A 14864-nucleotide genomic window follows, 5' to 3' on the forward strand; every position below is an offset into this window, starting at 1 on the left:
TGTGATGAAAATCGAGGTAATAACAGCAGAACTCTTAAGTGGATTAGAGCAGTTGGGAGAAGCGCCTGCATTATCCCTTGATGGCCATGAGTGGAGTGGCAACCAGGTACTGGCCTGGACAAAAGCTGTAGCAGAAAACCTGAGTGAGCAGCTGGATATTTTGCAAGGTAACGCTCTGCTGTTACCTGCCAATAGTTGCAAAGAAGAAGTTCGACTGCTTTTGCACTTGGTGGCGCTAAGGTTGGGGATCGGGTTTGAAAATGAAGCCCTGACTAATGCAGAGAGTGAGCCCCTGGCAATTAAAGTACAAACCCCAGATTTATTGAAAATTGATCTAGAAGAACTTTCCCTATTGTTAACAGACAAGGGGATGATAGAGGCTGACACCGCTGAAGCATATTTCACACTGTATAAATCCCAACAAGAGTCGCTAAGGGTTCTTCAGGGCAGTGTAGGGGTATTTTCCGATCTCAATAAATTTTCTCGATTTGCCATTTTTGCAGCATGGAGTTGTGGGCTTGCGGTCTATTTGCAGTCGCCTGAAATCAATCCCGCAAAAGCACTGGTCGTTTTGGAGCGCTCGGGGTTTAGCGGAGTAACACTGCCGGCAACTTTATTGAAGGGATTGGTCGCACATCCCGCAATTGCCCTGACAAACCTGAAAAATCTGCAATGTCTGCTCTATGAAACCGAAGTTTTGTTGCCACAGCCCTTGTTGCAGGATGCTCGCCGCTTATTAACCAGTGATATAGCCGGTTGGATCTCTTCCAAGGTGGGTATAGAACCTGTTGCAAAGGCGGAGCAGGCGTTGACCCATAAACTTGCGGCCATCACCGAGAGTGTTGCGAAACACCCCGCTGTCGCCAACTCTGCCACTGTGCCCCTTACCGGGGGTGACCGCTGGGCTGTGTTTGCACAAGCTAAGGTACAGGAGAAGATACAGGACAAGCCTGGCATGCCCGATATGGCTGGGTTATTTGAAGGAATTAATACCGAGCTGGATACAGAATTTGCCCATATTGACTTGGAATATGCGGTAAAGGTTACCGAACAGCTTAACGCTACCGCTTTGCTCTCCATGCTGAATGCCTTTAGTCACCTGGGACTGTTTTGTGATCAGCACTCAGCACACACTTTGGCAGAGATACTCGAAACCCCACCGGTTGCCCAACAGCACCAAGCCTTGATTAAACGTTGGATCAGGGTTTTGCAAGAGCAACAGTTACTTAGTGCTGACGGTGACAGCTGGCGTGTCGAAGTTGATCCAGATAGCTACAGTGATACCGCTCTTGCCCAGGCCTGGGGTCAATTGGAACAGGATTGGCGAGCACTCTCGGGAGCAAGCAAAACGATCGATTACGCCCGCGCTAATGCGGAGCAATTACCAGATTTGATTCGAGGCAAAGTCCAGGCTGTGCATCTGTTGTTCCCCCGTGGTGGCACTGAATTGGCGAGTGCGCTCTACCGGGAGGGTATCGCTGCCAGGTACCAACAGCGTGCAGTCAGTGCTTTATTGAAGTCCATTTTAAATAACTGGGAAGGGCAGCCACAGCCCCTGAAAATTTTAGAGGTTGGTGCAGGCACTGGCGCGACAACCCAGGCCCTCTTGCCCGTGCTGGACGGTGCCAGTGGCCATATTCAGTTTGATTACCAGTTCACGGATATCTCTGCGGCTTTTCTCGACAGCTTTTTTGCACAACATGGTGATCAGGAGCAACGCCCCTGGTTGCACCGTGGTTTATTTGATATTGACCGTCCGCTGCGCAGACAGGGATTTTCTCCCAATAGCTTCGACGTAATTATTGCCGGTGGTGTTTTTAATGCCGCCCATAACACAGATGCCTCACTGCGAAGAGTGGCTGAGTTATTGCGCCCGGGAGGTTGGTTCATTATGACTGAGCCAACCAGTGAGGAGTTCTGGGTGATGGCTTCACAGGCATTTATGTTGGTCGATGCCGTCGACGAGCGCACGGATTCCGGCGCGACATTTCTGTCACTTTCCCAGTGGCACAATGCCCTGGAGGCTGCCGGCTTACAGTTGGCTATGGATTTGCCTGTCTCTGAACACCCCCTATCCAGGCAGGGGCACCGCTTCTTTGCCTGTACAGCCAAACAAAATCAAATGCGACTGACGGCAGATTGCCTGGCCGAATATATCGATCATTTTGATTCAGAAATTTTTATCCAGGTTTTGGACCAGTTGCCTCTGACGCTTGAGGGACAGGTAGACCATGCCCAGTTGCAGGAATGGGCTCAGTCCATGGGCTGTCATCAGGGAGATTCGTTCTATGGGAATTGATAAGCGCAAGCGAGTTGTCGTTGCAGGGACAGGCTTTGGCCGTATTTATCTCGAAGCCCTGACTTCCTCCAGATTACCCGGTCGGGATTCTTTTGAATTGGCCGGTTTATTGGCTCGGGGTAGTGATTATTCCAGAAATTGTGCCGAGCAATATGGGGTGCCGCTTTACACAGAGGCCGAGCAAATCCCCGATGATGTCGACATAGTCTGTGTTGTTGTTCGCTCTGGGGCAACGGGGGGCGAGGGTTCTGAATTGGCCCAGTCGCTACTCAAGCGGGGTATTCATGTATTGCAGGAGCACCCGGTCCACACCAAGGAAATTACTGCAAATCTGCTGGCTGCAAAACAGGGAAATGCGGCTTATGCGGTTAATACACTATATCCGAATTTGCGTCCCACCAGGCAATTTTTGGCGGCGGCCGAATATTTACGTCGGCACCAGCGCCTGGAAATGATCGATGCTATCTGCAACAGCCAAATGGCCTATCCGCTGCTGGATGTAATTGGCCGCGCGGTAGGCGGCCTTCGCCCCTGGTCTTTTAGCGAGCCGGTGCAAGCGGAAGGGCACCCTTTTCAAAGTTTATCGGCCACTCTTGGCGGGGTGCCTTTGACGTTGCGCATACAAAATCAGGTGCACCCACAAGACCCGGACAATCACTCCCTGTTACTGCATCGACTTGCCATAGGTAGTGAGGGGGGTGTTCTAACTTTGGCCGATACCCACGGCCCCGTGCTGTGGAATCCAAGGCTGCATTCACCACGGGATCAAACAGGCAGGCTGATACTTAGCGGTGAGGGTACCGAGCGATTGGCGGTTCCCAGCATGGTAACCCTGGGTGATACGGACATGCGCAGTTACCACGATATTTTTGCCCTCACTTGGCCTGAGGCCGTTATCCAGGCTCTGCATTCCCTTTGCGCCGATATCGCGCAACCCGAAAGACGCAAGCAGAGCGGCCAGTGGGCTTTGAGTGTGTCGATGGTATGGAGTGATTTAACTGCGCGTATCGGTATGCCGGCATTAATCCAGCCCGGGGAACCGGAGCCAGTATCAGTGCAGGCGCTTACCGATATTGTTAGCCAGGTTTGCGACTAAAAGAATACGCAAATAGCACAAAAAGTGATTACGGAATTTTTACTTATAAACGGGGTTAGGAGGAGAGATGCAAAAGCAATCAGGGTTGATCGTTGAAGGGCTCTTTAAGACTTATAAAAACGGGGTGAAAGCGCTAAACGGTGTTGATTTGGAAGTTGGCCCCGGAATGTATGGGTTGCTCGGGCCGAATGGCGCGGGGAAAAGTAGTTTGATGCGCACTTTGGCAACCCTGCAAACGCCAGATAGTGGCCGGATTATTCTCGATGGTGTGGATGTTCTGGCAAATCCGGATTTTATGCGCAGTAAATTGGGTTATTTACCGCAACATATTGGTGCTTACCCCGGGATTGCCGCGCGGACATTACTGGATCGTTTCGCCTGGCTTAAAGGTTTTACCCAAACGAGTGCAAGGCGCCGCGAAGTGGACAGGCTTTTGGAGCAGGTCAATTTGGCCGATGTGGCCGATCGAGCTGTATCAACTTATTCCGGCGGCATGTTGCGCCGCTTTGGTATTGCCATTGCACTTATCGGTGAGCCGCGCCTAATTATTGTCGACGAACCCACAGCAGGCCTGGACCCCGCTGAGCGCAACCGTTTTCACTGTGTTTTGGCGGATGTCGCGGCAGATGCGATTGTATTGCTGTCCACCCATATCGTTGAAGATATCGAAAACCTGTGTCAGCGACTGGCGATACTGGCCTCAGGGCGCATTGTCGTTGAGGGGACAGCCCCGGAAGTGACTGCTCCCCATAAAGACAAGATGTGGCAAGCACTGATTCCTCGCGGCGAAAAGTTACCGGAATCCCTGCACAACATCGCCAAGCCCGATGGCACCCAGGTAATTGTGCACGGTGAGAAACCTGAAGACCCTCGCTTTACGGCCCATACCCCGCGCCTGGAAGATATCTATCACCTGGCGATTGAGCAGGTAAAAGACCAGAGGGAGGCAGCATGAATAAGCTGGCGCTTATTGCCCACGAGGCAAAACTGGAGATAAGGGCCGGTTTTAGCAGCGGCATTGTGGCATTGGCCTTTTGGGGGCTGGTGATCTACCTGCTTTTGAATTTGGTAAACGCAGACTATATGCAAAAAATGGGGGCTACGGATATCCCCCGGAACTCGCCATCGCTCATTTACCTGATGGGTGCTGGGTGTATGTTCTTCCAGTTTTTTGCCTGGGCCTGGGTATTCTCACAACCGATTCTGCGTGATCGCAAAGCCAGTTTGCACGAAGTCATTTATACAACCCCGAATTCCCTGAGCGTAATGCTTTGGGGGCGGTTTATCGGTGCAGCGGTGATAGGGGCCATATTAAGTGCATCGGCACTGGTGGGCTTTTTATTCTCGCCGGTATTGGTCTGGATGGGCTTACTGCCTGAAGCGGCGATTGGCCCAGCCCCCTGGAAAGCCCTCGGCTTTGCATGGATCTGGTTACAGATCCCTGCCAGCGTCGGTATCGGTGCTCTGTATTTTATTATGACACTGCGCACTCGAAGCCTGGCAGGTCCCTTTGGGCTCGCTGCGGCTTTGATGATGTTGTGGATGTTTGCTGTAATCGTGCTTCAGGGTGCAAGCATTAATCCGCAGCTGGCTGCGGTAATGGACCCTTCGCTGTTTACTTTCGTTTATACGGAAGTCACCTCCTGGACACCTTTGCAAAAATCCTCTTCTTTATTGCCCTTTACCTTGGGCTCGGTATTAAACCGGATTTTTTGGTGTCTCTTACCGCTGCTTGCTTTAGCTGTCTACTTGAAATACCTGCGAAGGGAAGCCCTGGTTCTGGAAGGGGCTGCCAAACCTTCTCGTACTAAAGCCAGGAAAATGACAGCTGCCAGTAAAGTAGTAGATCTCTCTCCATCCAAGCCGGATAGCGCATCGCTTGGCCGCAGCCTGCGTCAATTAATGCTGGAAGCCCGTTGGAGACTGCTCCATGTATGGAGTAGTCGGGCCTGGTGGGTTGGTGTGGCAATACTCGTTGTGATGGGGGTCGTCAGCTCTTTTACTCAGATTATCTGGCATGCCGAAGGGCCGATGGCACCGCGTTTGGAAATGCTGTTGCCGCTTCTCAAGGACGTTATTTTTCTTGTGATTGCATTTGTGATCGCGGCGCTGACCGGCTTGGTATGCCGCAGGGATCAGGTGCCAGGGTTTGAGGATATGCTGGCTGCTACCCCAGCGCCGGACTATATGCGCCTGTTTGGTGTTGCCCTTACGGTATTTGCCATGACGGTGCTGTTGGCATTGCTACCGGGGTTATCGGGCATCTTTGCCGTGCTTCTTTCTGCACCGGCCTCTGTCGATATTGGCCAGGCATTTACTTACCAGTTGTTGATAGTGACAGCGCCGTTATTGGAGTTGTCGATGATGGTGCTCCTGGTGCATGCGCTATTCCGTCATGCGGGCTTTGCCTACTCCATGTCAATGTTCGTGACCTTTATCTTGGTACTGAATCATGAGTTGGAGCTGGTGCATTACCCTCCCTATGAAGTGGGTATCACTGCACATATTCAACTGTCGGCCCTCAGTGGTTGGGAACCTTGGATCGGTTATTTGTTAGCCCTGGATGGATTCAAAGTTGCACTCGCCGTATTGATGGTCGGCCTGGCTGCTCTATGGGTTCCAAGGGGATTAGATAGCCGCATGTCCCGGGGTTTTGCCCTGATACGCTCTCGCCTAATAGCTCCTCAGGGTGCCTTGGTGGCTTGTTCCGCTCTATTTCTTCTCGGTCTGGGTTCTGTACTGGAAGACAAGTTGGTAGTGCAGGGAGGTTATCAATCACCGGATCAACTGAAGCGGGAAGATGCAGCCTGGGAAGCATACTGGTTGCCGAAAGCCAGTGAGTTTCAAGTATCTGGCGGTAATCTGAATATCAGCATCAACCCGGATAATCAGACAGTGGAAGCTGAGTGGCAATTGCTCCAAGTCCAGGTTGATGGACAGGGCCTGCATTTTGAATTGCCTCAGGGATTTGTCCTGGTGAACGCTTTGGTGAATGGGCGTGAAGTAACGCATGAACAGCGTTACGACCATATGTCCCTGCCAATCTCAGGCTGCCCTGAGCCAGGTTGTAATATCAAACTATCGTGGCAACTGACTGCGCCCGGCTGGTCTGCTGAGGGAGAGCCCTCGGGGCTGACACCCAGCGGAGTCTGGTTACAAGCCAGTGATATTGTTCCGCGTCTGGGCATTGATCCCGAGCGTATTTTGCGGGTGCCAGCAGAGCGCGAAGCTCTGGGTTTAAGCCGTGAGTTTACGCTGCCAACCGCACAGCTGGCTGCAACCCTTGAGGGCGCGGCCCCTTCGGGAGATTGGCGTTGGCAAGTTCGTATTAAAAGCGCTGACAAGCCTGTCTTCAGCGAACAGGGCAGTACTACTGGCCCCTTGGATTTCGCCATTCATTGGGCACCGTATACGAAACTTGCGGTATTCGATGGTTTTGAAATCCCCCATGATTCCAACCGCTCTACTATGGTCTCCGCCATTGCAAAAGATGTAGGACAGATGCAGGCCTGCGTTAATGATCGGCTGGGTACAGATATCGAAATTAAGCGGATTGCCCAGTGGCCGAGAGGACTCGGCGAGACTCGGGCCAGCGGTACCTTGTTGCAATTGTCCGAAGGGCCTCACTGGGATATCGCCGATGAGGGTACAGGACGCTGGCTGAGGCGGGTTGATATTGCCCGTGCCTTGGCCAGGCAGCATCTAGTTGCCAGGTCGGATTTGCGACGTATTGCCGGTTCCGTATGGCTCAGCGATGGGGTTTCTGGAGCGATTGGCCTGCTGTGTGTTGCAGAAATCGACGGCATCGAAGTACTTGATGATGTACTGGTCCGCTACTCCGACAAAACGACTAGAGATTTGGCTGGCAGCGAGATCCCTGTTGAGCGTTTAAGCACAGCGCCGATTTCTGGTTGGGCTCGGTATTACGCGCCGGTCGCCGCACTGGATTGGACACTTCATCAAACCCCGGAATCCCTGTCTGCATTACTCGATGATATTCAGCAGCAGAAAAACATCGAGAGTGTGCTGCACGCCTATGTGGGCGTGACACGCACACAAAATATGCTCGGGGCTCCTCTCTCGTCAGCTTTGACGGTCGAATACTTGGAAACAGGCCAGATACGCCTGGATGGGCAGCGTTGGCGCTGGGAGAAAGGCGGGTGGCAGCCGGTTACCGAAACTGCCACTTACCGTTTGTTAGCCGATATCAACGAGCTGGATGCAAAGGTCATCAATGGAAATGCACTGATCGATCGCTTGCCTTCCGAAAAAGTATTGGCGCTGGATATCTGGCCATCTTATCAGCGGGACCCTGCACAGAATTTACTGGCTGAGAGTTCTGAAGTTTTGAATAACGATTAATTATAGGTAGAAAGGATATTAATTCATGCTCAGCTTAATCCGAGATAAAAAAGAACTCAGCAAACAGATTTCATTGCTATCCGCAACTTTAATGTACGCCTCTGGAGCCTATTCTGCTGTGGAAAACGCAGATAAAGAGAGTGCCTCTGAGAACGCGATGGAAGTTGTTGAAGTCACTGCACGGCATACAAAAGAGAAAGCCAAGGATATTCCCTTCAGTTTAAGTGTTATTGGTGAAGAGGAGATAAAAAACCGGCTGCATCTCAACGTTGAGGATGCTTTACGCAGTGCACCTGGAGTGGATGTCTACTCTTCCAGCGGTGCGGTGGATGCGAATATCCGCATCCGTGGTGTTGGCTCTCTCAACCAGGTAAACAAAGATGATGGCTCTGTGGTGGTTAACCTTGACGGTGTTTCTATGCCGGCAGGGAATGTATCCCTCGGGACCCTGGATATTGAACGCCTGGAAATTTTAAAAGGCCCGCAAGGGACGTTGTTTGGGCGTAACAGTGAAGCTGGGGCGATCAATATTACCACCCGGAAACCGACTGAAGAGTTTGAAACTTATGGGCGCATTGAGCTGGGTGAAGACAACCAGAGCCTCTTTGAAACTGTAATCAGCGGCCCATTTTCTGAATCACTCCGAGGTCGCTTAGCAGTGCGTCATACCAGTGAGGATCACTGGGTTGAAAATACCACTAACGGTGAGCCCATGACCGAACCTGAAGATCTGGCTTTCCGGGGGAGCTTACTATGGGATTTGGGCCCGGAGACCTCTGCTTTATTTATCGCAGAGAGGCAGCATCAGGAAGGCTTCCTGAACTTGCAGTTGTTGCAACCTTTTGGCGATGATCCGAGCAGTGAACATACCTTGGGGGCATTTGACGATAACGAGAAAACAGTTGAGCGTTTTTCTACAGAAATCAACCATCAACTGGGTAATAGTCAATTGACTTCAATCACCGCATTGGTCGACACAGATTTTAGTTACCTAACCGGATTTGATCAGGAGACAGCCGCAGCTGTTTTTAATTTCCCTGTGGAGTATCTTCGTGGTGACAGTCAGGATGAACAAACTATCAGCCAGGATCTGCGCCTGTCCTCACTGCCTGATGCATCTACTTTCTGGGTAGTTGGGCTTAACTTGCAGGATAGTGAAAGAAGCTTCGATTCGATTGATTTAGTGTCCTACGCCAACCAATACCGGGATTATGAAACGGATAGCCAGGCTATTTATGGTGAGACTACGGTTCCTTTAACTGAAGCCATAAAATTTACAGCTGGACTGCGTTACACCCAAGAGAGTAAGGATTACGCCGGTGAGTATGCCAGCTATGGTATGGATGGCAATTACTACATCTCGCAAGACCAGAGAGATTTGGATGATAACTATACTACCGGGCGATTGGCTCTGAGCTACTCGCTGACTGAGTACACTAACCTATACACAATGGCCGCACGAGGCCATAAATCCGGTGGCTTCAATGATTTTGCGTTACAGTCCGCTGATAGCGTGGCGTACAAGCCGGCAACCGTTGATAGTATCGAAGTTGGTTTCAAGAGAGAATCAGACAGCTTGAATATCAGCGGTGCGATATTCTTTAACTCTGTGGAAGATGATCATTTGCTCGGCTTTGATTTCGCTTCCTACTCATCGGCTGCGGTGAATGCGGATACGGAAACCTTTGGAGCGGAGTTTGAAGCCGATTGGTTTATTACCGAGAGGTTCAGTATTGCCGGAGGCTTGAGCTTCCTTGATACGGAAATTACCAAAGATGTTTACGGTGTTTCCGGTGGTGATGTTATGGCGGGTAATGAAGTACCCGATGTGCCTAGCTGGAGTGCAAGTCTGGCATTAAATTACTACCAGCCACTACCAGACTTTATGGGTTTAAGTGCACCAGCTCTCAATACCAATCTAACAGTTCGCCATGTGGATGAGCGTCCGGCAGATGCACAAAATCATTTTAGCCTGAATGCTTATAGTAAAGCGGATCTGCGCCTAGCACTGCAAACAGATTCTATGGAACTCTACCTGTTTGCCGATAACTTGCTGGATGAGCAGTATCAACTATACGGTTACACCAATGCGATATATGCTCCTGACGCCAGAATAGGGGCGCCGGCAAAAGGGCGTCGCGCGGGAATTGGAGCACTTTATCGTCTGTAATGAGGTTATGACAGCTTAGTTAATAGCTGTTTTGTATAGCTCGATGGTTAGTGGATCAATCTCTTTACAAGATTGATCCACTAATTTGTTTAATTTGCAGGGTTGATTTTACTTCCATGCAATAGAGTAGGGTCCAAATTTTCTTTCAGCCCGCTAACTTCTATGCCTGTGACTTTGGTTGTGGGACCAGGTTTGATATTAAATATGGAATCTTGATCGGTTAAACGTCGCACAGACTGCCAGTCCTGCTCACTGACTTCCATATACACTTTACTCAGGCCAGTAGCACCATTTTTATGATCTGTTTTTTGGGGGTATTGAGGTGGGTTGTACGGACTCACTAAAAATGGCAGTCGCTCAGAGCGAGGGTAAACAAAGCGAAAACTGGTTTTTTGTCCGTTTGGTTTGGTGCGTCGCCAGGGAATTACTCGCCCGGTTTGAACCCCTTCACGGTTCATTACTGAAAGATCATTATCAAAATCGTCACTGACTAAGGCAACATCACAAAAACCTTCCCCCTCTTGCGACCAACGTATCATTCTACGTCCCGCGCCCCGGCCAGCAAAGACATCAATCAGCCATTTGAAATAGCGAGCATTAGATGGAGATGTCAACAACTCAATAATTGCCCCTTCACTGAACCAAATATGGGCGTGCTGGGCATTTTTTTCTTTTGTGGCGTAATCCACGGTAAAACCAAGCTGGCGAAAATCCTGTACAGCTTGATGAATATCCTTAACCCAGAGTAAAACATGGCTACAGCGTGTTTTCATAATAGTGCCTAGTTGTATGGATTAGTTTAGGGGTAATATTACAATCAAGGGAATCCTAATTTAAGGGTCGGGTCGTCATTTTCTGGTAATTAATAATAAAAATAATTTATCGTGCATTCTTATTGTTAGGTGACTGATGCCAGTTGTGGAATATGTATAATATTTCTAAGTGACTTGACGGTAAAAGGGTTTTACTTAATGGGTACTCCAGAGAGGGCTAAGATTTAATGTTCAAGTGTGAAATGAAATGCCGAAACAAGGTGGTCGCATTGTTAGCCTCACAGAAAAAATAGCGAATCTAGATCATAATATGCTCCCCCATTTCTACTGTGCGGTTTGCCGGTATTCGGAAGTATGCTATCGCACTACTTGAGTTACGTACCATGGCTGAAAATAGTCTTTCCCGCCAGGGAGGCATATTACTGTAACCATGTTTTACTGGGATTATATTTGTTCTACAAAGGAAGAACGATGCTTTACTTGGATCGATATCCAATAAATGGGTGTTGTATAATCGCCGTAGGGCTCGCTCAACATCCGGATGCTCCATATAGCCATACCGAAGAATTAAGCGGTAGCACCCCTCCCTCAGCTTGCTAATGATAAACCGGTTCCGTGGTGCAACAAGGGGTGTGTTGGCAACTGTTACGATGAGAAATAATAATTTTTCGTGAAGGACCTTATTGTGCTTAAGATTGTAAATTAGGGCATGGGGAGTATAAATTTTGTTCGTGGTCACAAATACTGCTGTACCAGGAACACGGGTTGGTGGATCTTTAAATAGGGAAGTTAAAAATGGCTCGAGTTCATAGTCTTTGCTTTTTTGATAGCGCTCTATAGCCTTTTTGCCTTCCCGCCATGTCGTCATCAGTAGTCCAATTACGGCTCCTAAGGTTATTGAAAACCATCCGCCATGGCTGATTTTGGCAATATTGGAGGTGAAGAAAGATAGATCAATGAGGATAAAGAAAATTGCACCAAGGATACAGATAGGCAGGCTGTACTTCAGGTGGTGTCGATAGACAATGGCCGCAATACAGGTTGTAGTCAGCATTGTACCACTGACAGAGACACCATAGGCTCCTGCCAGGTTAGTCGAAGATCCAAACCCCAGGACCACAATAATTACCAGAACCATCAATATAAAATTTACGCCGGGCATATAAAATTGGCCAGCAAGATCCGAGGATGTATAACGTATTGCCAAGCGAGGCAGAAAGCCAAGTTGGATTGCCTGCTTGGTAAGAGAAAATGTACCGGAAATACAGGCTTGTGATGCGATACATGTGGCTGCAGTGGCTAAGGCGATCATCGGGAAAAGCGCCCAGACCGGGTACATACGAAAGAATGGGTTGTCGGAAGAAGAGGGGTCTACCATCAGAAGGGCGCCTTGCCCCATATAGTTCAGTGTCAGAGCCGGGAAGACCAGCCCTAGCCACGCGATACGTACTGGGGTGCGACCAAAGTGCCCCATATCGGTGTAGAGTGCCTCACCACCGGTGAATACCAGCAGTACAGCTCCAAGAATCCAAAATGAGGCTATACCGTGCCCGGTAAGGAATTTGAAAGCATGGATTGGGTTTAACGCATGAATTATTTCGGGTTTTTGCACGACCCAGGTGATACCGATAGTTAATAAAGACAGAAACCAAAGAGCGGTAATGGGGCCAAATAGTTTTCCGACGGTCTCTGTTCCAAATCGCTGTAGAAAGAAGAGTCCCAGTAGAATTCCAATCGCAATAGGTAAAACCATCGGCTTAAAAATATCTCCACCAATCTCAAGGCCCTCTATTGCAGAAAGGACGGAGATCGCTGGAGTTAAAACGGCGTCACCAAAGAATAGTGCAGCGCCACAAAGGCCAGCCAAAATAACGAACTTCCGTAGATACCTCCGATCTTGTATTGAGGAAAGAGCAAGCGTCAAAAGCGCCATAATCCCGCCTTCACCACGATTGTCCAGGCGCATCACCAGGATGACGTACTTGACAGTGACAATAATCACTAGAGCCCAAAAAACTGCCGAAACGCCTCCAATGATATTCTCATGGGTAAGTGGAATACCATGTCTTTGGTGGAAGATCAGCTTAAAGGCATAAAGAGGGCTAGTGCCAATATCACCGAAAACTACGCCAAGAGCAGCAAGGGAAAGCACCCAGTGCTTTTTTACGCCTTCCGAGCGTTTTTTCATTTGCAACTCTTACAATCCGGTGTCATACAGAGGCAGGGATCAACAATGTATTGATGGAAAGGACTCCCGTTATTAATAGTTCATTCCTTTGCCCTGATGTTAGCAACCATGTAGACCGAGCGGCCTGGTCCGCTACTGGGATCCTAAGAAGATGATTATTTTGAAGCCAATTTAATTTGGAGATTTTCGTCGCTCACTGGCAGTTCTGATTTAGAAAAATACTGGCAGTCATGTTGTAGGTCAGGAGCATCTGGTGCCCCACATCCTTTGGCGTCATCCAAGTAAGTGCTGGCAAAAGTGCCAGCGATCATAGGAACCGTATCAATGAAAGCATCCGATCTATTTATTCATGCCCTGGAGGCTGAAGGCGTCGAATATATTTTCGGTATCCCCGGGGAGGAGAACCTGGATGTACTCGAGTCTTTACGTGGCTCCAAGATCAAGTTGGTTCTAACCCGTCACGAGCAGGGTGCCGGATTTATGGCTGCTACATATGGTCGTCTGACCGGTAGATCGGGCGTGTGTTTGGCGACTTTAGGGCCAGGCGCTACAAACTTGGTGACGGCAGCGGCCTATGCCCAGTTGGGTGGCATGCCAATGGTACTTGTCACTGGCCAAAAACCCATTAAGAGCTCCAAGCAGGGCCAATTCCAGATTATCAATATCGTGGATATGATGCGTCCGCTCACCAAGTACACCAAAACGATCGTTGGTGGGGACTATGTGCCATCTTATGTCAGGGAGGCATTCAGGCGTTCAGAAGAAGAGCGTCCAGGAGCAACACACCTTGAAATTCCTGAAGATATAGCTCGTGAGCACTCCACAATGCCAGTGCTGGAAGCAAGCTATACCCGCAGGCCCATCGCTGAAGAGAAAGCTATACGCCATGCTGCAGAAGCTATCTCAGGATCACGCAAGCCGTTATTGTTAATTGGTGCCGGTGCAAATCGAAAGCTCACGGCAAAGATGTTGCGTAAGTTCGTCGATAAGCTGGGAATTCCCGCGGTAACAACACAAATGGGTAAGGGGGTCATTGATGAATCCGGCCCACACTTTATTGGTAATACGGCGTTATCTGATGGAGATTTTGTACATCGGGCGATTGAGCAGGCAGACTTGATTATCAACGTAGGTCACGATGTAGTAGAAAAACCGCCATTCTTTATGCGTCCTGGGGGAGCGGAAGTTGTACATATCAACTTCAACTCTGCCCAGGTAGATCCGGTTTACTTCCCCCAAATCGAGGTTATAGGGGACATTGCCAACAGCCTTTGGCAATTAACTGAGCATCTGAAGCCACAGGAACACTGGAGCTTTACCGATGCCCACCGTATTCGCGCTGCATTGTTAAAACAGATTGATGAAGCTTCCAAGATTGACACCTTCCCAATCCGCCCGCAGCGATTGGTCAGGGATGTGCGGGAAGTAATGCCAGAGAAGGGCATCATTGCCCTTGATAATGGCATGTTCAAAATCTGGTTTGCTCGTAATTACCCAGCACGATGCCCAAACACGGTACTTCTGGATAATGCGCTGGCCACTATGGGGGCTGGGTTGCCCTCGGCTATGGCAGCCAAACTGGTTAACCCTGATCGTCGTGTAGTCGCAATTTGTGGTGACGGTGGCTTTATGATGAACTCCCAGGAAATAGAGACGGCAGTTCGTTTAAAGATGGACCTGATCGTACTGATTTTGCGGGATGACGCCTACGGAATGATCAAGTGGAAGCAGGCTATGATGGAGTTCAGCGATTTCGGTCTGGACTTTGGCAACCCGGATTTTGTTGCCTATGCGCACTCCTATGGTGCTCATGGTCATCGTATCGAGGCAACAGGAGAACTAAAACCAATGATCGAGAAGTGCTGTAAAGAGGGTGGGGTACATCTGATTGATGTTCCTATGGACTACAGCCATAACGATCGCATCCTTAACCATGAGATTCGTGATTTATCCAGCAAGCTGTAATATGGGGGCGC

At 49.5% G+C, this 14864-nt stretch carries 8 protein-coding genes; 6 read left to right on the plus strand and 2 right to left on the minus strand.

What is annotated here, in order from left to right; genetic code table 11:
- Positions 1-4: 4 nt before the first annotated feature.
- The 5 genes from G367_RS25415 (at position 5) to G367_RS0122140 (ending at position 9927) form a co-directional block, all read left to right on the plus strand.
- The gene (locus G367_RS25415) at positions 5-2299 is read left to right on the plus strand and encodes a class I SAM-dependent methyltransferase (protein WP_020415358.1); all 2295 of its coding nucleotides are present in this window, start codon (positions 5-7) and stop codon (positions 2297-2299) included.
- A complete protein-coding gene (locus G367_RS24685; protein WP_020415359.1) occupies positions 2289-3395 on the plus strand; it encodes a Gfo/Idh/MocA family oxidoreductase in 1107 nt (368 codons plus the stop codon). Before G367_RS25415 ends, G367_RS24685 begins: the two co-directional genes overlap by 11 nt.
- 67 nt (positions 3396-3462) lie before the next feature.
- Positions 3463-4350, plus strand: coding sequence for an ABC transporter ATP-binding protein (locus G367_RS0122130; RefSeq protein WP_020415360.1), 888 nt, complete (start codon positions 3463-3465; stop codon positions 4348-4350).
- A complete protein-coding gene (locus tag G367_RS24690; protein WP_020415361.1) occupies positions 4347-7757 on the plus strand; it encodes an ABC transporter permease in 3411 nt (1136 codons plus the stop codon). Before G367_RS0122130 ends, G367_RS24690 begins: the two co-directional genes overlap by 4 nt.
- 25 nt (positions 7758-7782) lie before the next feature.
- Positions 7783-9927 carry a TonB-dependent receptor gene (locus tag G367_RS0122140; RefSeq protein WP_020415362.1) on the plus strand — a complete coding sequence of 715 codons (2145 nt, stop codon included), beginning with the start codon at positions 7783-7785 and terminating at the stop codon, positions 9925-9927.
- Between the two features lie 89 nt (positions 9928-10016).
- Here G367_RS0122140 and G367_RS0122145 read toward each other — a convergent pair whose 3' ends face one another.
- Together G367_RS0122145 and G367_RS0122150 are read right to left on the minus strand one after the other, a co-directional pair.
- Positions 10017-10700 (minus strand): VOC family protein, encoded by a 684-nt coding sequence (locus tag G367_RS0122145; protein WP_020415363.1) that lies wholly within the window; start codon positions 10698-10700, stop codon positions 10017-10019.
- A 298-nt stretch (positions 10701-10998) separates the two neighbouring features.
- Positions 10999-12888: a potassium transporter Kup gene (locus G367_RS0122150; protein WP_020415364.1), complete on the minus strand. Its 1890-nt coding sequence runs from the start codon at positions 12886-12888 to the stop codon at positions 10999-11001.
- A gap of 324 nt (positions 12889-13212) precedes the next feature.
- Here G367_RS0122150 and G367_RS0122160 point away from each other — a divergent pair, with 324 nt between their 5' ends.
- Positions 13213-14853 (plus strand): acetolactate synthase large subunit, encoded by a 1641-nt coding sequence (locus G367_RS0122160; RefSeq protein WP_020415366.1) that lies wholly within the window; start codon positions 13213-13215, stop codon positions 14851-14853.
- Positions 14854-14864 lie beyond the last annotated feature (11 nt).

This window comes from Microbulbifer variabilis ATCC 700307, from assembly GCF_000380565.1.
Taxonomy (GTDB): domain Bacteria; phylum Pseudomonadota; class Gammaproteobacteria; order Pseudomonadales; family Cellvibrionaceae; genus Microbulbifer; species Microbulbifer variabilis.

Bases quoted from the DNA above. Each gene is read 5' to 3' on its own strand.
- G367_RS25415 (WP_020415358.1), top strand. From the start codon at position 5: ATGAAAATCGAGGTAATAACAGCAGAACTCTTAAGTGGATTAGAGCAG.
- G367_RS24685 (WP_020415359.1), top strand. From the start codon at position 2,289: ATGGGAATTGATAAGCGCAAGCGAGTTGTCGTTGCAGGGACAGGCTTT.
- G367_RS0122130 (WP_020415360.1), top strand. From the start codon at position 3,463: ATGCAAAAGCAATCAGGGTTGATCGTTGAAGGGCTCTTTAAGACTTAT.
- G367_RS24690 (WP_020415361.1), top strand. From the start codon at position 4,347: ATGAATAAGCTGGCGCTTATTGCCCACGAGGCAAAACTGGAGATAAGG.
- G367_RS0122140 (WP_020415362.1), top strand. From the start codon at position 7,783: ATGCTCAGCTTAATCCGAGATAAAAAAGAACTCAGCAAACAGATTTCA.
- G367_RS0122145 (WP_020415363.1), bottom strand. From the start codon at position 10,700: ATGAAAACACGCTGTAGCCATGTTTTACTCTGGGTTAAGGATATTCAT.
- G367_RS0122150 (WP_020415364.1), bottom strand. From the start codon at position 12,888: ATGAAAAAACGCTCGGAAGGCGTAAAAAAGCACTGGGTGCTTTCCCTT.
- G367_RS0122160 (WP_020415366.1), top strand. From the start codon at position 13,213: ATGAAAGCATCCGATCTATTTATTCATGCCCTGGAGGCTGAAGGCGTC.